The organism is Aeromonas sp. CD (genome assembly GCF_033349375.1).
Classification (GTDB): Bacteria; Pseudomonadota; Gammaproteobacteria; order Enterobacterales; family Aeromonadaceae; genus Aeromonas; species Aeromonas hydrophila.
On record NZ_CP137631.1, the window covers coordinates 547,611 to 570,841 of the forward strand.

Sequence of the window (23,231 nt, forward strand, 5' to 3'; positions counted from 1 at the left end):
CAACTATCCCTTGTGTTCGCCGCTTACATAAGTTAAATAATAATTATTATCATTTGTGGTGTTAAGGATCATGGCGGCGAGCTGGGTAAGAGGATGGGTGGGGACGGAGGATAGCGACAGCAGCATGGTGCACTGGAAGGTGCAGACCATGAGCGGCAATCGCCACTTCGATGCCGGTGAACACGGCAAGGCGCTCTCCTGCTATCAGCAGGCGCTGTGGCTGGCCCGCCAGCAGTTTGCCGGCTGGCCCGACGTGGACGAGGCGGTCGCCGCGCTGGTGGTGGCCCACCACAATCTGGCGGATCTGCTGGTCGCCATGGCGCGGCCGGAGCGCGCTGCCGACCTGTTGTGCCACATCCACGACTGCCTGCTCGCCACCAGCCAGTCGCCGGCCAGCCCCGATCCTCTGCGGGATGCGGCCTTGCGCCATACCCGCAGTACCCATGCCGAGCTGCTCGCCTTCCTGCGCAAACACGGCAACCACGACGGCATCCGCCGCTGCCTCGGTCAGTGCCTGTGCCAGACCGGGTCCGCCCGCCAACTGCATTAATCACAATAAACAGAGGTGACCATGAGCCATACCCTGCCAGCCCTTGCCTATGCCTATGACGCGCTGGAACCCCACATCGATGCGCTGACCATGGAGATCCATCACAGCCGTCACCATCAGGCCTACATCAACAACCTCAATGCCGCCCTGGCCGATCTCCCCGAGCTGGCGGTGCTGCCGGTGGAGGAGCTGCTTGCCCGTTTCGACAGCCTGCCTGGCAAGGTGCAGGGGGCGGTGCGCAATCACGGCGGCGGTCACGCCAACCACAGCCTGTTCTGGCAGGTGATGAGTCCGCAGGGCGGTGGTGAGCCAGCCGGCGAGCTGGCTGCGGCGATCGAGCGGGATCTGGGCGGACTGGAGGTCTTCAAACAGGCCTTTACCCAGGCGGCGCTGAGCCGTTTTGGCAGCGGCTGGGCCTGGCTGGTGGTCGATCGGAGCGGCAAGCTGCAGGTAGTGAGCAGCGCCAACCAGGACAGCCCCCTGCAGGATGGGCTGGTGCCCATTTTGGGGCTGGATGTGTGGGAACACGCCTATTACCTGAAGTACCAGAACAAGCGTCCCGACTACATAGCCGCGTTTTACAAGGTGATCGACTGGGACGAGGTGGCGCGGCGTTACGTGGCGGCGCAGGCCTGATCGCCGGAAATACCGAGCCCAATGAAAGAGACCCGCCTGTTGGCGGGTCTCTGCTATTGAGGGGTCGGCGCGCTGCTGGTTGCTGCCGCTGCGCTGGCGGCAGCCGGATTATCCACGGGCGTTGCCTCGCTCGGCACGGCTGCGCTGGTGGTCTGGGCACTGCTGGTTGGTGTTGCCGCACTGGCGGCAGCCGGGTTATCCACGGGCGTTGACTCGCTCGGTGCAGCTGCGCTGGTTGCCGCCGCCGCACTGGTGGCGGTTGCAGCGCTCACTGCCGCTGCCGGTTTGGCCTTCGGCTTATGAGGGGGCGGTGCAATGGGCAGGCAGGGCTGGCTCGCCCCTATGGTGCTCAACGCCTGGCAGGGGACCGGGCCGCCGATGACGATGGGCTCGCCGAGGAACTTGGGACCCTTGTCCAGCACGTAGAGGTCGAGCAGCCCCATCAGGCGGGCGAACACCTCGCGCACCCGGGTCTTGATGCCCTGATAGGCGCTGGGGTCCACGGCGTTGAAGCCGACCGCCTCGATGCCGAAATGGCGGGCGATGAAGATGGCGCGCTCGTTGTGAAAGGCCTGCGAGACCACGGTGAAGTGGGCCTGACCGAACACCTCCTTGGCTCGCACTATGGAGTCCAGAGTCCGAAAGCCGGCGTAGTCGCTGTAGATGGCATTGGCCGGGATGCCAGCCTGGATAAGGGCCCGCCGCATCTGGCGCGGCTCGTTGTACTGCACGGTGGCGTTGTCGCCGGAGACCAGGATGTAGTCCACCTTGCCGCTGTTGTAGAGCTCGGCGGCGGCCTTGATCCGGTACTTGAAGTAGTGGTTCGGGCTGCCGCCAATCAGGTACTTGGAGGTGCCGAGCACCAGGGCGACCCGGTTGTAGGGCACCGCATTGACGTCGTCGTAGGTGTAGTGACGGGCGTCCGAGACGGTCCACTCGCTGTAGCCCAGCAGTGTGGCGACGGAGGCCAGCAACAGGCAGAGACAGGCGAGCAGGATCTTGGCAAACTTCTTCATGCGCGGTGCGGTTCGGGTCTGAAGTAAGAGGTGACAGAGGGTCATTCTATTACAAGTTGCCGCCGTACGTCAGGCTTGATGACCGCCGAAGACGTCACTCGGGCAGAGGTTGTCGCAGGGAGAGGTCGGCTAACTGCTTGATCCTGAGCCGATTAAAATCGTTCATAAGAAGGGGCGGCCATGGCCGCCCCTTGTCATAGCCGCCTCGTCCTCAGTGGGAGGAGTCGTTGGCCTTGCACTCGTCGGAGTCCTTGTTGGCTTCCCACCAGGGCAGCAGCTCGCGGCCGAGCCACTGCTGGTAGGCCTCGCTGTCATTGGCAATCAGCTGGTCCAGCTCGGCTTCGAAGGCGCTCATGGCCTGCTGCTGATCCGGGTTGCGCAGGGCCTGGGCCATGGCCAGCCAGCTGGCGCCGCGGCCGGTTTCGTTCAGGAAGCGGTGCACAGTGTAGGACCAGGAGTAGACCATCTCGCCGCCCTTGTCGTAATCCAGATGCAGGATGTCGGCCAGGGCCGGACGGTCGTTGGCGGGGCGGCCGGCGACGTTGTCCAGGCCGCGGGCGAAGCACTGGCCGTGGGCGACGAACTCCGCCAGCCCTTCCGACCACCAGGTGGTGCGGTTGAGCGGGTAGTGGCCGAAGCTGCCGTACTGATTGAAGCGGCCGTCCAGGTAGTGGACGTACTCGTGGCGCAGGTTCCACACCTGGAACGCTGGGCGCTTCCACTCCGCCTCGTAGGCGAAGAAGCGGGCCTGGTTGCCGGGGCGAGCCGGATCCCCTTCGAGGTAGATGCCGCCGTTGTCGGTGGAGACGCCGCCGAACAGGGCACTGCCGTAGCGTTTCCAGTCGGCGGAGGAGTTGAAGACCACCAGTTCCAGCGCCTCGTTGTTATCGTCCGCCACCGGCTGCCAGCCGGTTTCCATCTGCTGGTGGAACTGCTGCTCTTCGGCACCCAGTTCACGGCAGATCCCTTCGGCCTGATCCATGGTCAGATCCTGGGCCCGCAGGCGCAGGGTCGGCGAGCAGGTGTGCTCGAACGGCAGTACGTCCTCCACCCGGACAGGGGTGCAAAGGCCGGCGAAGTCACCGCTGATGCAGGCCTCGCTGGTGCGATCCGTGTAGGTCAGGTAGTAGGTGGAGAGGGTCAGCGACATGTCTTCCAGCAGATCCTGGCTCTGCTGGCCACCGGGGATCAGGTCGTGGTGGCGAACCAGTGCGATGACGGAGTCATCCAGCTGCTTGCGGTAGCCGTCGAGCTCGTCCGGGCGGGTATAGCGGGCGACCCGGTAGAGACGGGTGTAGGCATCCAGCACGTTGTTGAGCAGGAACAGATCGGCGCCATCCCGTCCCTTCCACAACGCGAGTTCGCTCATGCCGAGGGCGTGCAGCTGCTTGCGCAGCTCGCCATCCTGCTGGCGGAAGTCGTTGGCGAAGGGATCGCTGTAGTCGCTGGCGAAGTCGAGGAAGTTGAGCAGATCGAACAGGCCGGTTGCCCAGGCGTGCTGACCGTTGATCTCGCTGGCATGGCGGGTGCTGTAGGCCAGCATCTGGTTGAACTCGCCGAGCAGGGTGCCAAAGCGGCTCTGCACTGCCGGGCTCTTGAACTGGCCGTGCAGGGCGATGCTCCAGGCACCCATGACGGCACCTACCTCGTCGCTGGCCTGCTCCGGGAAGAGCAGCGGATGGGCGCCCAGCGCCGTCAACGCTTCGGCCAGCGCCTCGGCGGCGGCCGGGCCGTCTTCCTTGTGCTTGCCGTAGTTGTGGTAGTTGTGGGCGCGCACGTATTCCAGCAGCAGCTTCATGGCCGGATGGGCCGGCTGATTGGCCGCCAGCAGGCTCTGGATGCCGCGCGACACGGCCAGCAGCTTGGTGTCATCGTGACCATAGTTCTCCTGCCAGACCGGTGCGGGCTGGCCACTGGCATCCTGCACTATCTTGGCCGCTTCGGCGTCCAGCAGTTCGGTGCCCGGCAGATCCGGCTCGGAGCAGGCGCGGCCGTCGGCACGGCGACAGTCGAGCTGCTCTTCCTTGCTGGCCAGCACGATGGGGCGGTTGAGCACCCGGTTCTCCTGCCACTCGGTTGTCTCCGGCAGGGTCTGCCATTCGCTGCCCCCCACCGGGTATTGATAGCCGGTGTCCTTCAAGACCACCTGCACTTCGCTGCCGGCGGGCAGGGTCTGACGGCACACCCGGTAGCTGATGGTCTTGTCCCCTTCCTGACGGGTCTGGGGTTCATCGCACTCCTGCTGGGTCTTGGCCTGTTCCAGCAACCAGGTGTACTGGCGCCAGACATGCAGCTCGCTCACCTGCTTGGCGGCCTGGCTGCCCGCGATGGGCTGCAGGCGGAAGAAGATCTGCTCGAGGCGGCCATCCCGTTCATTGGGGGTCTCTTCCAGCACCTTCAATTGCTGCCAGTTTTGCGGCTGGTACTGCCATGCCTGCTCGGCGCAGCGACCTTCGGCGTTGAGCTCGCAGCGATCCAGCTCCTGCTCGCTGTGACCCAGGATGACCCGCTCCGCCAGCGGCAGACGATCCTGGCGCGGCGCGGTAGGGGTGCCTGCCAGTGGCTCCCAGCGGCCCTGCTTCATGCCGTAGCCAAAGTCATAGCTGCTGGCCGGGACGGCCTTGCCAGCTGGTACTACCTCTTCACAGCTGAGGTAGCGGATCTGCCAGCCCTGCTCGATCTTGAGTTGCGGCTCGCCGCACTGCTGTTCTGCCAGCGCGGCCAGGTTGGCATCGCTCCAGTCGAAGCGGCGATACACCCTCAGCTGCTGATAGGGGGCGCCGCCATTGCGGGCGCTCAGCTCGTAGGTCACTTCGGTGAGACGATCCCCCAGCTGACGGCTGGATTCATCTTTGAGTTGATACTGTTGCCAGTCGGAGGGGGAGTAGTTGGCCAGCGCCGAAGTGGCAAACAGGCCCGGTGCTGCCAGCAGCAGCAACCTGGTACCCAGATTGTTCATTTTTATCCCTTTGCTTGATTGTCTGCGTGATTGACGCGTGCAATCTAGTCAGCCCCAAAGGGATATCAACCCACCAATCAGGCCATATAAATCATTTATTTAGATTAAATCAAAACAAAGTGAGTCCCATTGGGGGCCTGGTTGATAGCAAGGACTCATCTGCCATCTGGGGGGGATCTCAGTCTGAGGCCGGCAACTGTGATCTAAGTCTCGTTTGAGGTTCTTTGGCCAAGCGGGAATGCGACAGTAGCAAGCTGGGGATCAAGCAGGGAAAGAGCTGATCTGCCTGTGTAGAAAGCCGAGTGTTGCAGTGAGTATCGTAGTGAAAAGCCGCCGGGCGGCAGTTGGCATGGCAGCCGAGAAAAACGGGAGGGGGATTGGTGGATGAAGAGCAGTGATTAACGATGGCAGCCTAGGGGAGGCGGCGGGGGGTCATTTTGCAAAAGGCGAGCAGATCCGCCCGAGGTAATGAACAACCCCGGGCAGATGGCAGGAACGACCCGATCAGAGGTAGCTGACGGTGACGATGGCCATGTTGCTGCTGCCAGCAGACAGCTTGTACTGCATGGTGCTGCTGATGGTATTGAGGCTGCCGGCTTGCTGCAGGCTGGCCAGATCCAGGGTCTGGCGCTGGGTGCCGGAATAGCAGGTCACGCTGTTGTCGGCGAAGTCGCAGGGAGCTTCGTAGATGGTACCGGTGAAGGTGACGGAGCCGTCGGCAGCGGAGGCAGTGGCAGGCAGCAAGGCAGCACCCAGCAGCATGGCTGCGGCGGCAGAAGAAGCGAAACGGATGGCGCTGTTGCGAACGGAAGCGGTGGAAGTGTTCATTTTTATGTCCTTTTCGTCACATGTCGTTGTACGAAAAGGGCAACGCAATCAAAGAGAATGACACAGATACAACTGATGACATCGCTCTTCTCAGATGGCAGCTCCGCTGTCTTAGGTTATGAACCCTTAGACCGGTGGCTTTGCGTCCCGACCTTTCGACCGGTTTGCCCTTTACTCTATGTTTAGATGATAACACCCCACTTTGAGAAATCAATCGCCATAAAAAAGTATGGGATATCAGTCACAAATAAAATTTTATATATGACCGTGACAGGAAATATATGGTCTGGCCCATATTAGGCGGTATATATCCAATCTTGCTCATCACTATTGGCTACTGGTTTTCGACGAAGCCTTATTCTGTGGTGAAAATACATGGCTGGCATCTGGTGAATTAAAACCAGGGTCACACAGGAAGGTGGCAACAGCAGAGATATCAACTTTCCTCCATGCCTAATGGGTTAAAATGATTACCTGATTACCTGATTACCTGATTACCTGATTACCTGATTACCTGATTACCTGATTACCTGATTACCTGATTACCTGATTACCTGATTACCTGATTACCTGATTACCTGATTACCTGATTACCTGATTACCTGGCGATATGAGTGAGCCGTTTTTACTATTGCTTTATGGGTATTTTTAAAATCACCTAAAATACTTCTAAAACATTATTTTGTTGTGTTTTTGTTAATGCTTGTTGAGTGATTAAAAATATCCGACTTCAAATTATGCAATGGGTGTTTGCTATATGAGCGTTATTTATTTTATGGCGTTCGCCAATGTTCCGGTTTGATTTTAAGTGATTGTTTTATATGTGTTTATAACTGAATTTATAAAAATCAAAATGTATTTGATGTGCATCATATGAGTCGTTAATTTGTCCATCAAGCAAAAGCGGAACACGGCTTTCTGCACAGACGACAAGGATGTATGTAGTTGTGCAGATGAGGTGTAGCGGGAACTGCCCCTGATGCGGTGTGCTGCTTTTGCTTATTTAAATAGACCTTAAAAGGCACAGCTGATTATTGGCATGACCCCTCACCGGCTTAATGAGGAGGTTGGGCACCAGCAGTTGCTGTGCAGTATATCGCGGCATCACTGAAGATCGTGACTCCAGCATGATTGGAGTGATGCAGTACAACACACGTTAATGTAGGTATAAACGAATGAAAGCTAACAAGATTCTGGTTGCTATGGGTGTTGGTTCCATGTTGCTGTGCGGCTCCGCTGTTGCTGCCGGTGGCGCTGGTTCAGGCAAAGTCACCTTCAATGGTGAAATCATCAACGCTCCTTGCTCCGTTGCTCCTGAGTCTGTTGACCAGGTAGTTGAAATGGGCCAGGTCAGCACCAAAGAGCTGGTCAACGGTGGTGAGTCCAACTCCAAGCCGTTCAGCATCAAGCTGCTGAACTGTGAAATCTCCGAGAAAGAAGATGCCGTCAAGGTAACCTTCAGCGGTGCCTCCGAGCAGGATGGTCTGTTGGTGATCGGTGGTGGTGCTGCCGGTGCTGGTATCAAGATGAGTGCGCCGGGTGGTGCCCCGATCGTGCTGGGTACTCCGACTGCCGCTTTCAACCTGGTCAACGGTGACAACGAGCTGCCCTTCAGCGCCGTGCTGAAAGGTTATACCGATCAGACCGCCAACCCGCTGAAAGCCGGCGCTTTCACTGCAGTAACCAACTTTACTCTCTCCTACGAGTAATAGAGTGCCTTAACGTGTGATCAGGGTTGTGGTGGTGCGAGCCACCACAACCTCACACCTTCTGTTTCCTCACATCGAACCTTGATCATGAAAACTTCAATGATGGCAGCTATGGCGCTGCAGCTGGTGATGATGGCGGGATCAGTCCACGCCAACGAACGCACGGATGGACTGGCCGAATCGGGCTGTACGCTGGAGGTGCTGCGCAGCATTCCGCTGCAGGCTCAGCAACCGGGCACGCTGAAAATCAGCGGCTGTCAGGTCGATGGGGCGACGGAGGCATCACTGCCTTTTATTTCCATGTCCGTGCGCGGTGCCATGAGCGATGAGCTGGGCATTCTCAACAACGGCCAATATCACAAGGTATCCGGCGAGCATTTTATTATTTCGGATATCGTCAACAGTGATTTGGAATTCAATTTGGGGCTCACCAGTAGTCAGCTGTTTTTTCCGGACAGTACGACACTGTTTGAACTCAATTATATGTAAGCAAGCTAATTGCTTAGTGTAGATACCTCATTACGTGAGACCGTTATGCAATTCCTAGAGTGAAAATATGAGCGTTTCAACATCAGACTCTGTGAGAAAAAAACATTATTCAAAAATGGCTTTTATGCTATGCGTGCCCGGCCTGATGGCGGTGGCAAATCACGCATGGGCAGAAACGGAGTTTAATATTGATGCGCTCGATCTGGACGAACGGACCAAGATCGACCTCTCCCAGTTTGCCGACGAAGGTTACATCCTGCCCGGCGACTATTACCTCGAGATCGAGGTCAACAAGAACAAGCTGCCCCTGCAGAAGATACCTTTCTACGAGACTGACACCGGCAAGGGAAAGGGTGGGGTGGCCTGCCTGCCGCAAGAAGTTATCCCCAAGCTGGCGCTGACCGACGAGGCCATCGCCAAGATCGATACCTGGCACGATGGCCAGTGTGCCAACCTGCTGGCGCTGGACGGTGTGGTGATCTCCAATGACATAGGTAACGGCTTGCTGCGCATCGCCGTGCCTCAGGCGTGGATGAAATACAGCGATCCGAACTGGATTCCGCCCGAACAGTGGGATGAGGGGATCCCGGGGATGATGCTGGATTACAACATCAACGCCCAGGTCAACGAAGGGGATGGTTACTCCAATCGCAACATCAGCAGTTACGGTACGCTGGGGTTCAACTACGGCGCCTGGCGTCTGCGGGGCGACTATCAGGCCAGCTCTTACTGGGGCGACAATGAACGGACATCGACCGAGCTGAACCGTATCTATGCCTATCGCCCCTTGACCGATATGGCTGCCAAGCTGACGGTGGGCGAGCAGCAGCTCAACTCCCAGCTGATCGACGGCTTCCGTTATACCGGCGTCAACCTGGCCAATGACGAGCGCATGTTGCCGCCAAGTCTGCAGGGCTATGCGCCGGAAGTGAGCGGCATCGCCAAGACCAACGCCAAGGTCACCATCTCCCAGTCCGGCCGGATCATCTATGAGACCAACGTGCCGGCCGGTCCGTTTCGCATCCAGGGGCTGGACAGTTCGGTGCGCGGTCGTCTCGACGTACGGGTGGAGGAGCAGGATGGCAGTGTCAGCTCGTTCCAGGTAGACACCGCGACCGTCCCCTATCTGACCCGTCCCGGTTACGTCCGATACAACCTGGCGGTGGGTGCGCCTTCCGAACAGACGGATTCGGTGCACGATGTGCACGGCCCTGCCTTTGTGACCGGTGATTTCTCCTGGGGGGTGGCCAACTCCTGGTCGCTGTACGGTGGCAGCCTGGTTGCGGGTGAATACAACTCCATGGGGCTCGGTATCGGTCGCGATCTCTATGCCTTCGGTGCCATCTCGGCCGACCTGACCCAGTCCATCGCCAAGCTGCCGGGCCTTTCCACCAAGATTGGCCAGTCGGTGCGGGTGAACTACGCCAAGCAGTTTGATGAATACAACAGCTCGATCACCTTCGCCGGTTATCGCTTCTCCCAGCACAACTTCATGACCATGTCGCAGTTCCTGAGCAACAAGGATCGGTTGGAGAACAACACCACGACCTCGAGCGATGACTACAACACCTGGGGTGACAAGGAGCTCTATACCATCACCGCCAACAAGACCTTCTGGGCGGAGGATGCGGCCAAGGCGCTGACCGTCTATCTGGACTACACCCACAGAACTTACTGGGAGCACGATGCCGAGGATCGTTACGGCCTCTCCATCAACAAGAACGTGAACATCGGCAGCTTCAAGGATGTCTCCGTCTATGTGTCGGCCTACAAGACCAAGACCGAGAACTACGAGGATGACAAGAGCGTCATGCTGACCCTGAGCATGCCGATCGGGGACAGAAAGAGCGCGGGATACAGCGTGCAGTCCTCCAATGGCAAGGTCACCCATCTGGCCACCTACCAGGATTACAGCCGGCCGGATGATACCTATCAGCTGGGGGCGGGCGTGCAGAGCAACGGCCACGCCGTGGCGCGGGGCTACTACAACCACAACAGCGACATCGGGGCGGTCAGCCTCAACGCCTACAGCGTGCAGAGCGAATACACCTCGGTCGGGGCCAGCCTGCGTGGCGGCCTGACGGCGACCCAGCACGGTGCGGCCCTGCACCAGGCGACCCGCCGTGGTGGTACCCGCATGATGGTGGATACCGACAAGACCTCCGGCGTCTCTTTCAACAATGGCCGCGCCGTGACCAACCGCTTTGGCGTCGCGGTGATCAGCGACATGACCGACTATCGCAAGAGCGACACCCGGGTGGACGTGGATCAGCTGAGCGATGACATCGATGCGATGAACGCCATCAAGCAGGGGACCCTGACCGAGGGCGCAATTGGGTATAATGCCTTCGAAATGGCCGAAGGGTTCAAGCTGCTGGCCAACGTCAAACTGCCCGATGGTTCAGTGCCGCCGTTTGGTGCCACCGTCGTCAAGGATTCCGGCCGGGTACTCTCGGTGGTGGATGAAGATGGCCTGGTCTATCTGACCGGGGTGAAACCGAATGAAGCGTTTGAACTCTCCTGGGGCGGCGCCCGCCAGTGCAAGATAGTGGCGCCGCAACAAGTAACCGATCTGTCGATGAAGACTCTCACTTGCAAGTAATGGGATACCGATGAAAAAGCTGCTCTCTTATACCTGTCTGGCCGTGCTGGGCATGACCTCGCTCAACGTCAGCGCTGCCATCGTGCTGGACCGTACTCGTGTCGTCTATCCGGGCGGTGCCAAGTCCATCAGCCTCAACATCAAGAACGAGAACCAGAAGTTGCCCTACCTGGCGCAGGCCTGGATTGAAGATGCCCAGGGCCAGAAGATCGCGTCTCCCTTCGTGGTGCTGCCGCCGGTGCAGCGGGTGGACGCCAACCAGAAGTCCATCGTGCGGATCGCCAGTGTGCCGGCCATCGACAGCCTGCCCAAGGATCGCGAATCCATCTACTACTTCAACTTGCGCGAGATCCCGCCCAAGAGCGAGAAGAGCAACGTGATGCAGATTGCCGTGCAGTCCAAGATCAAGCTGTTCTACCGCCCCGAGGCCATCCTGCCCGAGCGCGGCGCCATCTGGCAGGATCAGGTGCTGATCACCAAGCAGGGCAAGGCCCTCAAGGTCAACAACCCGACTCCTTACTACATCACCTACGTGGGCCTCGGCCATCCACAGGGCAAGGAGCGGACCACCATCAAGGGTTTCTCCGCCTTTATGGTTGCCCCCAAGTCAGAGCAGACGGTCACCATCCCGGAAACCCTGGGCAATGAATTTGTGATCAGCTACGTCAATGACTACGGCGGATATATGGATATCAAATACCAGTGCACAGGCAATGCCTGTAAAGCCATCAAGAGCGAGTAAGGTCATGTTACGTTCCATCTTCTGTTCAAGCCTTATGCTGTTTGCAGGAACGGCATTGGCAAATGGCTATGTGACGCCCAACCCAACTCATGATTACTATATATCGTTGGACAAGGCTGATATTCAAAACAAACCTGGTTTTACTACCAAGGCATTTGAGTGGAACTTAGGTGGGCAATATTCAGGTATCGTTACTTGTCCGGATAGAAGCATTCCACAATCTCCAGTGTACTATAAGGCGACCATGACGGATGGCTTGCCTCAAGCAGGTGATGGTTTTGTAAAGCTAAATGACTTTCTGGATATGAAGGTCGAAATTTGGATAGCCGGTTGGAAGAAAAAATTTGTTACAGCACCATTTCCGAATGAAAGTAACGATTACCCAAATTACTCTTGTACTAAGGGGAAAGAGACAAGAATAAATAATTTCGAAAGTGGTAGCCGCGGGCGAGTAACATTCCGTGTAAGAAAGCAAATAATTAACGGTGTGCAAATATCAGATCGTCAAGTGGTAGAAATGTATGGCCGCTTAGGGTCTACCACTACAGATTTCAATAATTTGCCAATGTCTCGAATTACGATTACATCTGCAATCTTATATGTTCCAGAAGAGTGCGTGATTAATGGTGGGCAGACTATTGAAGTAGAGTTTGGTGATTTGCCTGGCTCGGGATTGGATGGGAATAATTTTGAAAAGACGGTTCCTCTGACATTTCAATGTCGTGGTGGTGTCTTCGAAGGGGATGCCTTGAAGATCAATCTTGGTATTTCTGGAAAGCCAACCTCTTTCAGTCAAGACTATCTGCGGACAACCCGAGATGGTTATCAAGGTGGAAATGTCATTTCCGATTTGGGGATCAAGTTCAAGCAGCTGGATGGTTCACAGTTGCATTTGAATACGTTTTATCCGGTTTCCATGCAGGGAAATATTGGTGACTGGGGCTTTATCGCCGCACCGGTAACACCAGTAGGTGCGGATATCCCGGCCGGTGACTTTTATGCCACTGCTACTATCGTTGCCGAGTTCCAATGAGGAGTTGTTTTATGCTACGGACATTGTGGATAGGCTTGGCGCTGTGCCCGTTGTTGGCGGTAACGGCAGCTCCCCGTGCCAGCAATGACCTGGAGTTGCTTGGCAATACGGTCCATCTCCATGGCCGTATAATCGACCAGCCCTGTGTGGTTTCCCCCGAATCCCTTGAGCAGGAGGTCGAGATGGGGGTGGTCGATGTCAAGCAGCTCTATGCCAACGGGGCCGGGGAGCAGGTACCTTTCTCCATCCGCCTGACCAACTGCAAGCCGGGGATTTTCCGCATGGCCAAGGTGACCTTTACCGGCTCGAAGGATGCCCAGCTCAGCGGCGGGCTGGCCTTTACCGCGGGCATTGCCAAGGGCGCCGGTATCCGCTTGTATGACGTGACCCAGACACCCCTGGATCTGGGCACTCCCTCCCGCGGTTATTTGCTGGGCGGCAGCGCAGACAATGAGCTGCAATTCTTTGCCCGGGTGGAAGGGCACCCGGATGCGCTGGCGGCCAAGAACATCCTGCCAGGTGACTATTCCGCCGTTGCCAACTTCATCGTTGCTTATGAATAAACTCAGAGGTCGTTGCGCTGGATGACCTTTGAATTGCCGAGGCTGGGCCAGGTGATGACGCCACCCAGATAATTGGAGAGGTAAATGCCGCCCGGCAACTGAACAAATTGTGCCGTTTGTTTGGGTGGCGTCAACGCCGCTACCAGGGTTGCTACCATGCCATTGCTGGTCAGTGCCTGCTGATCAATGAAATTGACGATGGTATTTTTCACCTCGACCGAAATATCGCCATCATCCCGCTCCAGATCCCCGACGGAATCCAGATTGAACAGTGTTTTGCCCTGATTGTCGGTGGCGATCACGGTTGCCACCACTATTTCCCTGTTCATGGTGACAATGAATTTGCTCTTTCTGGTCATCTCCACCCAGTTGTCCGGCGCCTGGCAATTGCGGTGATAACGGACTGTGGTATCTGGATTGTTGTAATAGTTGTGGGAAACATTGTCTCCCTGCTGAGTCATGGTGGTGATCACACATTGTACTTCTTCAGCCACTGGATGACCGCTGCGCAGCAGAAAGACATTCTCGGATAATTTTCTGCTGTTATTGTCGATGGAGAAATAGCTGATGGCTTCTTTACCGACCAGAATGGAAACCTGTTCATCCGCCTTGCGCGAAATACGCTGTATCAAGGGGGTCAGCGAATCGATTTTCACATTCAGCGCTTTTTCCGTCTCGCTGGTCATATAGAGGGAAATCTGGCTGAGATTGATGGTGCGCAGCGTATTTGCCGTCGCATAGTTATAGATGACGATAGCCAGCGAAGTCAGTGAGATAAGTAGTAGAGCAAACAGCAGAATACGCTTTGGGCTGAAATAGCGGTCATATTTTCGGCGAGTATATTGCCGTCTGGCCTGAGGCGCATGAGCAGGGATCGCCGCTTGAGTTTCTTCATTGGGTGCAGCTTCTTCGGTCTCTCCAGCAGCCTCAATAGGGGCACAAAAGATATATCCCACGCGTGGGATGGTATCGATCGCATCCATCAAACCGAATGATTCCAGCTTTCTTCTCAATGAGAGGATCTGCCGGTTCAGATTGGTATCGGTATTGTCCTGGTTTGGCCACAAGGCATCTTGCAGTTTGCTTCTTGGAATGACACTGCCTGCCTCATCACACAGCATTTCGAGCAGCTCGGCTTCTTTGTTGCTGAGCTTGATGTCCTTTTCTCCCTTAGAGAGCCGGAATATTGCCGCGGAGAAAAATATCTCCTCTGCAATTTTATAATTTTTGTTACTCATGTGTGACTCGCCTTACTGCCAAGGAGAGCATTTTACCACCATGCAGTCTTTGTTCAAATAATGCAAAATTGACAATGTCTTTAACTATCAAACGGTTACCTTTCCATTGAAATGCATGATGGCGGATATGGTACTACAGGTAATTAATTCAGTTCAAAAAACGTGCAAAAAAATAGCCATTTATGTAATCGTTCTCACTTACTTGGGCCTGTGAGGAAGATTTTGACACCGCCAGCATTTTCTTTCGAATAATGTGCGTATTTGGATGACTCCTGCATGCCAGGTCCTGTCGCAGGAGTGATTATTGCGCCTTAAGAATATTCTGATATTGCTTGCGCTGCGGCTTGAGGTGACCGCCCAGATCGGGCCAGGGGTGCCACTGGTCCGGCACCATGAAACCGGGCAGAACCTGCCGGATCCAGGCCGCCAGCTCGGCAGGGGACACAGATTCGCCATGCCAGTCGATGAAGGCGGCCGGGCGCTGCCCCCACTCATCGCTAGGCACCGGCACCACCAGCGCCTGTGCCACGGCGGGGTGATCCACCAGCCGCTGCTCTATGGTCTCGGGCTGGATGTTCTCACCGCCGGAGATGAAGAGGTTGTCGAGCCGCCCCTCTACCACCAGTTCGCCATCCGCGGTGAAATGCCCCTTGTCGCGGGTGTGGAACCAGCCTGCCTCATTGAGCGGCCGCTCCAGCCCACCTGCTTTGAAATAGCCGGCAAACAGGGTGTCACCGCGCACGCAGATCTCCCCCTGCTGGATGCAGACCTCCCGTCCCGGCAGCGCCTTGCCCACCACGCCGGCGGTGGACGGCCGGCCGGTGCAGACCTGGCTGCCCATCTCGGAGAGGCCGTAGCTCACCTTGGGCACCAGCCCCATGGCGCTCAACCGGTTCACCAGGGGCTGGGGAATGGCGGCGCCGCCGAGCAGCAGCTCGCGCAGCCGGGTTTGGGCGGGATCGAAGCCCTCCGCCAGTAGCCGCCAGAGCTGGGTCGGCACCAGGGAGAGATGGGTGATGGGTTGCTGTTCGAGCCGCTCCCTGAGCGGGCGGCTGCGATCGTCCAGCACCAGGGCTGCACCTGCCAGAAAGACCCGGAACAGGATGGCGTAACCGCCGACATGAAACAGCGGCAGGGAGAGCAGCCAGCCGCACTCGGCATCGAGCGGGATCACGGCGGCCGAGCCCCGAGCCGAGGCCAGATGATTGGCCAGCCGGTGTACCACGGCCTTGGGCGTGCCGCTGGACCCCGAAGTGAGGATCATGTTGTTGAGCCGGGCAGGATCCAGCATGCAGTTGCCCTCGTCCACCGCCAGCTCATGGGTGAAGTCGAGCCGCAGTGGTTGCCAGTTGCCAGTCGGGATCTCGCCTGCCGACCAGCAGGCCCTGACGGCGAGCAGGGCCGCCAGCTCCGCTTGTCGCGCCAATGGAAAGGCGGGATTGAGCGGGCAGAAGACGATGCCGCTGCGCACGCAGGCCCAAGCCAGCAGCAGGTCGGGCAGGGCGCCGCGCACCACGGTGGCGAGGCGATCACCGGCCTGTAGGCCCGCCTGCCCCAGCTGCCGGCACAGGCTGTTGAGTCTGGCATCCAGCTGTTGGTAGGTGAGCGGGTCGGCGGCGTGAATGGCGATGCGGTCCGGGGCGGACCTCGCCCAGTGACGCACCGGGCAAGGTTGCAGAGGGTGGTGATGGTCAGATAGCGGTGGCATGCAGGCCCCTTCAATCACGGTGAAACAGGGGCTCCAGCAGGCTCAGGTCGGGTTTGCCGGTCGCGTCCAGCAGATCGGTGGCCAGCCAGCGCCGGGTATCCAGGCCGGGGGCCTGATCCGGCGCCCATTCGCCTGCCAGATGAAACAGCTGGTTCAGGCCGAGGCCGGATTCGAAGCAGGAGGAGACGATCACCTTGAGGCGCAGCTCGCGAGCGCGGGCAACCAGCGCCTCGCAGTGGGCCAGGGAGCCGAGCAGGGTGGGCTTGAGCACCAGGGCGCGCAGCTGGGGAATGGGCTCCCACGGCTTGCCTTGGGCCAGCAGCTCGTCGATGGCCACCGGCATGCCGGTACGGTTGGCCACGAAGGCGATGTCGGCAAAGTCGGCGCAGGGGTCTTCCAGGTACTCGATCCGGTTTGGATCCAGATGGCCGCAGAAGGCCCAGGCCTCCTCGCGGGTCCAGCCCTGGTTGGCGTCCAGCACCAGCTTGAGGGTAGGGATGCGGTCGCACAGCAGGCGGATCAGCGCCAGCTCGTCGCGCATGGGGTAGCGGGCCACTTTCAGCTTGGCCTTGCTGGGGGTCTTGTGCAGCCAGTTCTTCCAGTGCTTGAGCAGCTCCTGGGGGGAACCCTGGATAAGCGGATAAGGCTCCGGCAGCGCAGTGGTCTGGGCAGGCCAGCAGCGGCGGGCGCAGTCCAGCCCGAATTGTACCGCAGGGAGCTGCGGGGCGATCTCCTGCCACGCCGCCAGCCGCTCCAGACAGGCGATGGCTTCGGCTTGCGCCTCGGCCAGGCTCTCGCGGGAGAAGCCGGGCAGGGGGGCGATTTCCCCCCAGCCGTCGTCAACGCGGACCAGCAGGCCCTCTCGCGCCACCTCCACCTTGCCATGAAAGGTCAGGGGCTGGGTAAAAGGCAGTTGGTAGCGATAGAGAGCGAGTGTCATCAGGGATTCCGCTTGTATTTGGAGAAGTCGGGACGGCGTTTCTCGTTGAACGCGTTGCGCCCTTCCTGACCCTCTTCGGTCATGTAGAACAGCATGGTGGCATTCCCCGCCAGCTCCTGCAAGCCGGCCTGGCCGTCGCAGTCGGCGTTGAGGGCGGCCTTCAGGCAGCGCAGCGCCATCGGGCTGTTCTGCAGCATCTCGCGGCACCAGCGCACGGTTTCACGCTCCAGCTCCGCCAGCGGCACGACGGTGTTGACCAGCCCCATGTCAAGGGCTTGCTTGGCATCGTACATACGGCAGAGGAACCAGATCTCGCGGGCCTTCTTCTGGCCGACGATGCGGGCCATGTAGGAGGCGCCCCAGCCGCCGTCGAAGGAGCCCACTTTCGGGCCGGTCTGGCCAAACTGGGCGTTGTCGGCGGCGATGGTCAGATCGCACATCATGTGCAGCACGTGGCCGCCACCGACCGCGTAGCCGGCCACCATGGCAACGACCGGTTTCGGACAGGTGCGGATGTCGCGCTGGAAGTCGAGCACGTTGAGGTGATGAGTCCCCTCGTCGTCGCGGTAGCCACCGTAGTCGCCACGGATCTTCTGGTCACCGCCGGCGCAGAAGGCCTTCTCGCCAAAGCCGGTCAGGATGATGGTGCCGACCTGATCGTCGTAGCGGGCATCGGCCAGCGCCTGCAGCATCTCTTTGACGGTGCGGGGGCGGAAGGCGTTGCGTACCTGGGGGCGGTTGATGGTGATCTTGGCAATGCCATCGTCGGACTTGTGATAGAGGATATCCTCGTAACCGGCGGAGCAATCACGCCACTCGACGGGGGCATAGAGTTCCGCTTCAGTCATTGCTTCAATCATGACGCTTCTCTTCTTGTTGTTGGTTGACCCACTCCGCGAGGAGCCGGGCAAAAGTCTCAGGCTGGTGGGCATGCAGATTGTGGCCGCCATCCAGCTCCAAGTGGTTGATTTTGCGATGCTGACTCGCCATGAGGCAAGCCAGCTGATGGAATTTGTGATCCCGCTTGCCGCTCACGTAGGTGACCGGCAGCGCACCTTGCGCCAGCCAGGGGGCGAGATCCGGCTGCTGGCCCAGGGAGGTGGCGCGCAGCATGGCGGCCACGGCCTTGCCGTCGTTGCCAAGGCGGCGGGCTATCTGGCGGGCGCGGGCATCCTCGCCCAGATCGGCGAACACCTCCTGCCGATACCAGTCGGCCAGCACGGCCGCCAGGGGCTCCTGCTCGAAGCGCCGAGCCCAGCTTTCATCGTGGGCGAGGCGGGCGGGCCGCTCTGCCGGTGGCAGGCCGGGGTGGCAGTTCTCCAGCAGCAGGGCCTGCAGCCCCACCGGCGACTGGCTGGCGTGATAGAGGGCGAGTCGCCCGCCCAGCGAATAGCCCGCCAGTTGGTAGCGACCGATGCCGCGCGCGGCCAGCTCGTCACACAGCCAGCGATGGGTCTGCTCGAACCCCGCGACCCGCACTGCCTGGTTGCTGCCGTGGCCCGGCAGATCCAGCGCCAGACTGGGGAGGTCGGCCAGGGCCGCCTGCACGGGTTGCCAGTCGTTGGCATCGCCGAGCAGGCCGTGCAGCAGCACCAGCGTCGGCTTATCGGCACTAGCTGCCACGGATCGCGCTTCCCAGTGCCTTCAGATCCTCGGCGACTTCGCTGCTGGAGACCTTGATTTCAATCAGCGTTACCCCCTTTTCCAGCGCGGCGGTGTAATCCCGTTCAAAGTCGGCGAGGGTGGCCGGCGCCCGGTAGTGGAGGCCGAACATGGCGGCGGCGTGCTCGAAGTGCAGGCCGTGGGGCAGGCAGTAGTAGGTCTCCAGCAGCGCGTCCTGGGTCGGCACCGGCAACATGCGAAAGATGCTGCCGCCGTCGTTGTTGAGCAGGATCACCACCAGCGGCCGGCTCGATTTGCCGAGCAGGGCGAGGCTATTGAGATCGTGCAGGGCGCTGAGATCACCGAGCAGCAGGGTGGTGGGCTCATTGCTGCCCGGCTGGACCGATTGCGCGAAGCCGTAGGCGGTGGCGATGAGGCCGTCGATGCCGGAGGCGCCGCGGTTGGTCATCACCCGGCTGGGGCCCTTGCCCACCTCGCCGAGCATGTCCATCAGCCGGGCCGGCATGCTGTTGCCGACAAACAGCTGGCCCCTGATCAGCTGATTCAGGCGATGGCACACCCCGAGTTCGGAGAAACGCTCGCAGGCGCTGCGCACCTGCTGGCTCACGGCCTGCTGGCGCTCCGCCAGCCGGTGCCAGGGCAGGTGCGGGTGCGCCACCGGATGGGCGGCGGCAAAGGCACCGGGCTCGCACAGCAGGCGGCGGCGCAGCCGGTAGTCCGGGTCGAGCCGGGCTGGCTGCGGGTCGATGAGCCAGTATGCCTGCCAGGGCTGCTGCTTGATGAACTGGCCGAGCCGCTTGGAAATGAGGCGGGCGCCAAATTGCAGCAGCACCTCGGCCCGGGCCAGTTCGGCCACGAAGCCGCTGTGTTGCAGGGCGAGATCGGCGTGCACCAGGTTGCGACCATCGAAGCGCAGCTGGCTCTGCAGGTCAGCCAGCAGAGGCCAGCCGAGCCGCTCGGCCAGCGCGGCAACCGCCTTGGCCTGAACTGGATCCTGAATGCGGCCGGCGACGATGAGGCCGCGCTTGCCCTGCAGCTCGTCCCAGTCGGGCTGACACGGGCAGGGGGCCTGCGCCAGTTGCCAGGGGCTCCAGGGCTCGGACGAGCTGAGCCAGTCGCCGAGGGGGGCCAGGTAGGCGGAGCAGTCCAGATAGGCGTCGCCCGGATAGAGGGGTTCGGGGTACATGCAGTTGAAGTGCACCGGCCCCGGAGTGCGCGCCTGCTGGGCCAGCGCCTGATCCACCGAGCTCAGCACGAAGGCGGCCGGGATGGTGGCGGTGGGGCTCGGCAGGTTCTGCTGATAGACGGGGTAACGGCCGAAGATCCCCTGCTGATCGATGGCCTGGTTGGCCCCGTTGTCGATGAGCTCGGGCGGCCTGTCGGCAGAGAGAATGATGAGCGGCACGCCGGTGAGCTGGGCCTCGGCCACCGCCGGCCAGAGGTTGGCCACTGCGGTACCCGAGGTCATGATCACCGCGACCGGACGGCCGCTGCCCTTGGCCAGCCCCAGCGCCATGAAGCCGAGGCCACGCTCGTCAAAGTGCAGATGGCGGCGAAAGCCGGGGTGGGCGGCGGCCGCCATGGTGAGCGGCGCCGAGCGCGAGCCGGAGGCCAGCGCGATGTCGCGCACGCCGAGGCGAAAGAGCTCCTCCAGCAAGAGGGAAGACCAGACGTGGTTGAAGGTGGCATGGTGGCTGGCAAACTCTTGGCGCGCGGACATGAGGCTCTCGCAGTGAGGAAACGGTGAGAAAACGCTATCCCAGCAGGGAGAGCACGTTGGCGATCTTGTTGTCGAGTTCGGCCCACTCGGCGGCTGGCTCGGAACCCGCGACGATACCGGCGCCGGCAAACAGGGTGATGGCCTGTGCCGTGATGCGGGCACTGCGGATGGCGACCGAGAACTCCGAGGTTTCCCGGCTCAGCATGCCGCAGGCGCCGGCATACCAGCCGCGATCATAGGGCTCGCGCTCGCGGATGAAGGCCAGCGCCGCCTCGCGCGGGGCGCCGCCCACCGCGGGGGTGGGGTGCAGCGCCTCCAGCAATTGCCAGTCGCAGACGCCGGACTTTAGCTCGGCTTCGATGTCGCACTTGAGGTGCTGCAGCAGCCGCAGTTTGAGAATGCGCGGCTCGGTCAGGGTGGCATCTGTGGTAAGCGGCGCCAGCCGGCTGAGGATGTCGGCGTGCACCAGCCGGTTTTCCAGCCGGTTCTTGCTGTCGGCCAGCAGCTCGGCGGCCAGCGCCGCGTCGGTCGCCTCGTCGCCGGAGCGGCGGATGGTACCCGCCAGCGCCTCGGTGAAGAGGTGCTGCTGTTCACGGCGATAGAGCCGCTCGGGGGAGCAGGCGATGAAGCTCTGCTCGGGCGAAAACTGGAAGCCGAAGTGAAAGCAGTCCTGGCCGTGCTGTGCCCAGCTGGCCAACAGCGACCAGGGGGCGACGGCCTGCGGGTCGGCCGTGCGCGTCGCACCGTCATGGGTGAGCCGGCTCTGGCGCGACAGCACCACCTTGGGGGTGTGGGCCTGGAACTCGGGAGCGGTGACCTGCTCGACCAGGGTCTGCCACTGTGGCTGGCTCGGGCAATCTTCCCGCTGCCATGAATGACGGGTCAGCGGCGGCAGAGGCGCCTCCGGCCGAAGGGCGTCGAGGGCAGCGGCGGCGGCCTGCAGTTCGGCCTCGAAGGCGTCGCTGCCGGTCTGCTCCGGCAACCAGAGGTTGAGGCAGAGGGTGACGCACTCGCCACGGCGCACCAGCTCGATGCGGGGCAGCACGAAGCGGCAGGGGCCGAACCCCTGCCAGCCGGGCTGGGTGGGATCGAACGCCAGTCCGCCATAGTAGCGGGGGGTGTCGTCATGGGGCTGGCTGGTCTGTTCGCAGACCTGGCGGATCGCCTGGGGCTCGGTCAGCTCGCGCAGGCAGCCCAGCGCCACGTATTCGGGGCGGTCGTGTCCTCTGGCATGCCAATAGATACGGGGATAGAGGGTCTGCGCCGCGAGCCAGCCCAGAAAGGAGCCGACCTCGATTGCCACGCGCAGCCGCACGAAGCCGCAGGCATTGCCGTGACGCAGGGCGTCCAGTTGTTGCTTGATATGGGTCTGAGCCAACATGGATTTCGTCTATGAGCCGATAGTGACGGTCCATCCTGCAGAAGGATGCCGTTGGTTTATGCCAAAGGAGCGATTATTCCTATATATTATCTGCCCATTCGTCCATGTAAATCGCCCGGGGAGCCACCTCCCGAGGGGCCAAGTATACCGAAATCCGGTTCGATAACCCTTAACACGATCAATATCTGATTGTTTGGCCATCACAATATGACAAATACCTTATCTATTTGGTTGCTGGCGGCGCGTTTGCGAACGTTGCCGCTGGCGTGCTCCTCCATTTTGCTGGGTTCCGGGCTTGCGGCCAGCCGCGGTGCCTTCGACGGCACCATCATGGCGCTCTCCCTGCTGACCGCCATCCTGCTGCAGATCCTCTCCAATCTGGCCAACGATTATGGGGATGCGGTATCCGGGGCGGACAATGGCGAGCGGATCGGTCCCCAGCGCGCCGTGGTCTCCGGTCTCATCACCCGCCGGCAGATGTGCGTGGCCATGGCGCTGACCGCGCTGGCCGCGGTGATCAGCGGCCTCGCCCTGCTGGGTTGCGCTTTTGGCGATCAGTGGCTGCAGATCCTCACCTTCGTGCTGCTCGGCGGCGCCGCCATCGTCGCCGCCATCACCTACACGGTGGGCAAGACTCCTTACGGCTATCGCGGCTTCGGCGACATCTCGGTGTTCCTGTTCTTCGGCCTGCTGGGGGTGCTTGGCTCCTACTACCTGTTCACCAAGACCCTGCAGTGGGATCTGCTGCTGCCGGCCACCGCCTGCGGCCTGCTGGCCACCGCGGTGCTCAACATCAACAACGTGCGCGACATCGAGACCGACGCGGTCAGCGGCAAGATCACCCTGGCGGTGCGGCTCGGTCGCAACCGGGCCATCGCCTACCACTGGGTACTGCTGGGGGCGGCGTTGCTGACCACCATCGCCTTCCTGCTGACCCAGCCCGCCAGTTTCTGGCCCTGGATCTTCCTGCCGGCCATGAAGCCGCTCACCGATGCCGCCAAGACCCTGCGCCAGAGTTTCGATGGCGAGGTGCTGACCGGCGCGCTCAAGAAGACCGCCATTAGCGCCTTCCTGTTCAGCCTGCTGCTCTCCATCGGGCTGGCGCTCTCCTGACTGGGTGCCATGTGATCGGCAAGACAAAAAGGGCTCCCTGACGGGGCCCTTTTTGTTGGTTGGGGTATGCTGGCCGGCCAATCACTCATCAGGCCGGAACGCCGCCATGCGCGACTCGCTCAAACAGAAAATCATTCAGGTGTGCCATCAGAAAATCGCGCAGAAGGGGGAGGCGGTCGGCGTCTCCTTCTATGCGTTTTTTGCCAACCGCAATGACGACCCCGAGTTGCTGATGGAGGCGGCGACCTGGTGGATCCAGACCCAGCGCCTCGATCACTTCGAGAAGGCGAGGAAGATCCTCCTGCTGGTGGAGTAAGTGTAAAGGCGCGCTGAAACCAGGAGGGCTCCCGTGTGGGAGCCCTCCTTGAGTGGCAGCTTGGT

Annotated in this window: 20 protein-coding genes and 1 riboswitch; of the genes, 10 read left to right on the forward strand and 10 right to left on the reverse strand. The window is 60.3% G+C overall.

Features of this window, described 5'->3' with window-relative positions; all coding sequences use genetic code 11:
- Positions 1-124: 124 nt before the first annotated feature.
- Both R2E40_RS02535 and R2E40_RS02540 read left to right on the forward strand, forming a co-directional pair.
- Entirely contained in the window at positions 125-550 is a 426-nt protein-coding gene (locus R2E40_RS02535) for a hypothetical protein (protein ID WP_043125593.1), read from the forward strand.
- A 21-nt stretch (positions 551-571) separates the two neighbouring features.
- On the forward strand, positions 572-1,186 hold the full coding sequence (locus R2E40_RS02540; protein WP_045528973.1) for a superoxide dismutase: 615 nt from the start codon (positions 572-574) through the stop codon (positions 1,184-1,186).
- A 53-nt stretch (positions 1,187-1,239) separates the two neighbouring features.
- On the opposite strand, the gene R2E40_RS02545 is transcribed toward R2E40_RS02540, so the two are convergent.
- The 3 genes from R2E40_RS02545 to R2E40_RS02555 form a co-directional block, all read right to left on the reverse strand.
- Positions 1,240-2,202, reverse strand: a complete 963-nt coding sequence (locus R2E40_RS02545) for a vancomycin high temperature exclusion protein (protein ID WP_318164689.1) — start codon at positions 2,200-2,202, stop codon at positions 1,240-1,242.
- 211 nt (positions 2,203-2,413) lie between these two features.
- Entirely contained in the window at positions 2,414-5,161 is a 2,748-nt protein-coding gene (locus tag R2E40_RS02550) for a collagenase (protein WP_318164690.1), read from the reverse strand.
- A 504-nt stretch (positions 5,162-5,665) separates the two neighbouring features.
- The gene (locus tag R2E40_RS02555; protein ID WP_180807545.1) at positions 5,666-5,989 is read right to left on the reverse strand and encodes a fimbrial protein; all 324 of its coding nucleotides are present in this window, start codon (positions 5,987-5,989) and stop codon (positions 5,666-5,668) included.
- Positions 5,990-6,082: 93 nt separating this feature from the next.
- Positions 6,083-6,168: riboswitch (cyclic di-GMP riboswitch) on the reverse strand.
- A gap of 996 nt (positions 6,169-7,164) precedes the next feature.
- On the opposite strand from R2E40_RS02555, the gene R2E40_RS02560 reads away from it, so the two are divergent.
- The 6 genes from R2E40_RS02560 (at position 7,165) to R2E40_RS02585 (ending at position 13,127) form a co-directional block, all read left to right on the forward strand.
- Entirely contained in the window at positions 7,165-7,698 is a 534-nt protein-coding gene (locus R2E40_RS02560; protein WP_318164691.1) for a fimbrial protein, read from the forward strand.
- Between the two features lie 99 nt (positions 7,699-7,797).
- Entirely contained in the window at positions 7,798-8,187 is a 390-nt protein-coding gene (locus tag R2E40_RS02565; RefSeq protein ID WP_181014754.1) for a hypothetical protein, read from the forward strand.
- Between the two features lie 67 nt (positions 8,188-8,254).
- Positions 8,255-10,789 carry a fimbria/pilus outer membrane usher protein gene (locus R2E40_RS02570; protein ID WP_318164692.1) on the forward strand — a complete coding sequence of 845 codons (2,535 nt, stop codon included), beginning with the start codon at positions 8,255-8,257 and terminating at the stop codon, positions 10,787-10,789.
- Positions 10,790-10,799: 10 nt separating this feature from the next.
- Positions 10,800-11,531, forward strand: a complete 732-nt coding sequence (locus R2E40_RS02575) for a molecular chaperone (RefSeq protein WP_201904513.1) — start codon at positions 10,800-10,802, stop codon at positions 11,529-11,531.
- Positions 11,532-11,535: 4 nt separating this feature from the next.
- Entirely contained in the window at positions 11,536-12,564 is a 1,029-nt protein-coding gene (locus tag R2E40_RS02580; protein WP_080722397.1) for a fimbrial protein, read from the forward strand.
- Positions 12,565-12,575: 11 nt separating this feature from the next.
- Complete coding sequence (locus R2E40_RS02585) at positions 12,576-13,127, forward strand: fimbrial protein (RefSeq protein ID WP_318164693.1); 552 nt, start codon at positions 12,576-12,578, stop codon at positions 13,125-13,127.
- A 2-nt stretch (positions 13,128-13,129) separates the two neighbouring features.
- Here the strand turns inward: R2E40_RS02585 and R2E40_RS02590 are convergent, their stop codons facing one another.
- From R2E40_RS02590 to R2E40_RS02620, 7 genes are all read right to left on the reverse strand, one after another.
- Positions 13,130-14,365, reverse strand: a complete 1,236-nt coding sequence (locus tag R2E40_RS02590; protein ID WP_318164694.1) for a winged helix-turn-helix domain-containing protein — start codon at positions 14,363-14,365, stop codon at positions 13,130-13,132.
- Positions 14,366-14,666: 301 nt separating this feature from the next.
- Positions 14,667-16,073 carry a 2-succinylbenzoate--CoA ligase gene (locus R2E40_RS02595; RefSeq protein WP_318164695.1) on the reverse strand — a complete coding sequence of 469 codons (1,407 nt, stop codon included), beginning with the start codon at positions 16,071-16,073 and terminating at the stop codon, positions 14,667-14,669.
- A gap of 10 nt (positions 16,074-16,083) precedes the next feature.
- On the reverse strand, positions 16,084-17,013 hold the full coding sequence (gene menC, locus R2E40_RS02600; RefSeq protein WP_318164696.1) for an o-succinylbenzoate synthase: 930 nt from the start codon (positions 17,011-17,013) through the stop codon (positions 16,084-16,086).
- Positions 17,013-17,873: a 1,4-dihydroxy-2-naphthoyl-CoA synthase gene (gene menB / locus R2E40_RS02605; RefSeq protein WP_039215084.1), complete on the reverse strand. Its 861-nt coding sequence runs from the start codon at positions 17,871-17,873 to the stop codon at positions 17,013-17,015. The genes menC and menB overlap by 1 nt, the downstream gene beginning before the upstream one ends.
- Positions 17,866-18,636: a 2-succinyl-6-hydroxy-2,4-cyclohexadiene-1-carboxylate synthase gene (gene menH, locus R2E40_RS02610; protein WP_318164697.1), complete on the reverse strand. Its 771-nt coding sequence runs from the start codon at positions 18,634-18,636 to the stop codon at positions 17,866-17,868. Before menH ends, menB begins: the two co-directional genes overlap by 8 nt.
- Positions 18,626-20,356: a 2-succinyl-5-enolpyruvyl-6-hydroxy-3-cyclohexene-1-carboxylic-acid synthase gene (menD, locus tag R2E40_RS02615; RefSeq protein ID WP_318164698.1), complete on the reverse strand. Its 1,731-nt coding sequence runs from the start codon at positions 20,354-20,356 to the stop codon at positions 18,626-18,628. Before menD ends, menH begins: the two co-directional genes overlap by 11 nt.
- 34 nt (positions 20,357-20,390) lie before the next feature.
- Positions 20,391-21,737 carry an isochorismate synthase gene (locus R2E40_RS02620; RefSeq protein ID WP_318164699.1) on the reverse strand — a complete coding sequence of 449 codons (1,347 nt, stop codon included), beginning with the start codon at positions 21,735-21,737 and terminating at the stop codon, positions 20,391-20,393.
- Positions 21,738-21,944: 207 nt separating this feature from the next.
- Here R2E40_RS02620 and R2E40_RS02625 point away from each other — a divergent pair, with 207 nt between their 5' ends.
- Complete coding sequence (locus R2E40_RS02625; RefSeq protein ID WP_318164700.1) at positions 21,945-22,850, forward strand: 1,4-dihydroxy-2-naphthoate polyprenyltransferase; 906 nt, start codon at positions 21,945-21,947, stop codon at positions 22,848-22,850.
- Between the two features lie 106 nt (positions 22,851-22,956).
- Positions 22,957-23,166 carry a DUF6500 family protein gene (locus tag R2E40_RS02630; protein WP_318164701.1) on the forward strand — a complete coding sequence of 70 codons (210 nt, stop codon included), beginning with the start codon at positions 22,957-22,959 and terminating at the stop codon, positions 23,164-23,166.
- Positions 23,167-23,231 lie beyond the last annotated feature (65 nt).

Excerpts from the sequence above, each read along its gene's own strand:
- R2E40_RS02570 (WP_318164692.1), top strand. The coding sequence starts at position 8,255 with ATGAGCGTTTCAACATCAGACTCTGTGAGAAAAAAACATTATTCAAAA.
- R2E40_RS02545 (WP_318164689.1), bottom strand. The coding sequence starts at position 2,202 with ATGAAGAAGTTTGCCAAGATCCTGCTCGCCTGTCTCTGCCTGTTGCTG.
- menC (WP_318164696.1), bottom strand. The coding sequence starts at position 17,013 with ATGACACTCGCTCTCTATCGCTACCAACTGCCTTTTACCCAGCCCCTG.
- R2E40_RS02575 (WP_201904513.1), top strand. The coding sequence starts at position 10,800 with ATGAAAAAGCTGCTCTCTTATACCTGTCTGGCCGTGCTGGGCATGACC.
- R2E40_RS02595 (WP_318164695.1), bottom strand. The coding sequence starts at position 16,073 with ATGCCACCGCTATCTGACCATCACCACCCTCTGCAACCTTGCCCGGTG.
- menD (WP_318164698.1), bottom strand. The coding sequence starts at position 20,356 with ATGTCCGCGCGCCAAGAGTTTGCCAGCCACCATGCCACCTTCAACCAC.
- R2E40_RS02625 (WP_318164700.1), top strand. The coding sequence starts at position 21,945 with ATGACAAATACCTTATCTATTTGGTTGCTGGCGGCGCGTTTGCGAACG.
- R2E40_RS02540 (WP_045528973.1), top strand. The coding sequence starts at position 572 with ATGAGCCATACCCTGCCAGCCCTTGCCTATGCCTATGACGCGCTGGAA.
- R2E40_RS02630 (WP_318164701.1), top strand. The coding sequence starts at position 22,957 with ATGCGCGACTCGCTCAAACAGAAAATCATTCAGGTGTGCCATCAGAAA.
- R2E40_RS02555 (WP_180807545.1), bottom strand. The coding sequence starts at position 5,989 with ATGAACACTTCCACCGCTTCCGTTCGCAACAGCGCCATCCGTTTCGCT.
- R2E40_RS02550 (WP_318164690.1), bottom strand. The coding sequence starts at position 5,161 with ATGAACAATCTGGGTACCAGGTTGCTGCTGCTGGCAGCACCGGGCCTG.
- R2E40_RS02535 (WP_043125593.1), top strand. The coding sequence starts at position 125 with ATGGTGCACTGGAAGGTGCAGACCATGAGCGGCAATCGCCACTTCGAT.
- R2E40_RS02565 (WP_181014754.1), top strand. The coding sequence starts at position 7,798 with ATGATGGCAGCTATGGCGCTGCAGCTGGTGATGATGGCGGGATCAGTC.
- R2E40_RS02590 (WP_318164694.1), bottom strand. The coding sequence starts at position 14,365 with ATGAGTAACAAAAATTATAAAATTGCAGAGGAGATATTTTTCTCCGCG.
- R2E40_RS02620 (WP_318164699.1), bottom strand. The coding sequence starts at position 21,737 with ATGTTGGCTCAGACCCATATCAAGCAACAACTGGACGCCCTGCGTCAC.
- R2E40_RS02585 (WP_318164693.1), top strand. The coding sequence starts at position 12,576 with ATGCTACGGACATTGTGGATAGGCTTGGCGCTGTGCCCGTTGTTGGCG.
- R2E40_RS02580 (WP_080722397.1), top strand. The coding sequence starts at position 11,536 with ATGTTACGTTCCATCTTCTGTTCAAGCCTTATGCTGTTTGCAGGAACG.
- R2E40_RS02560 (WP_318164691.1), top strand. The coding sequence starts at position 7,165 with ATGAAAGCTAACAAGATTCTGGTTGCTATGGGTGTTGGTTCCATGTTG.
- menB (WP_039215084.1), bottom strand. The coding sequence starts at position 17,873 with ATGATTGAAGCAATGACTGAAGCGGAACTCTATGCCCCCGTCGAGTGG.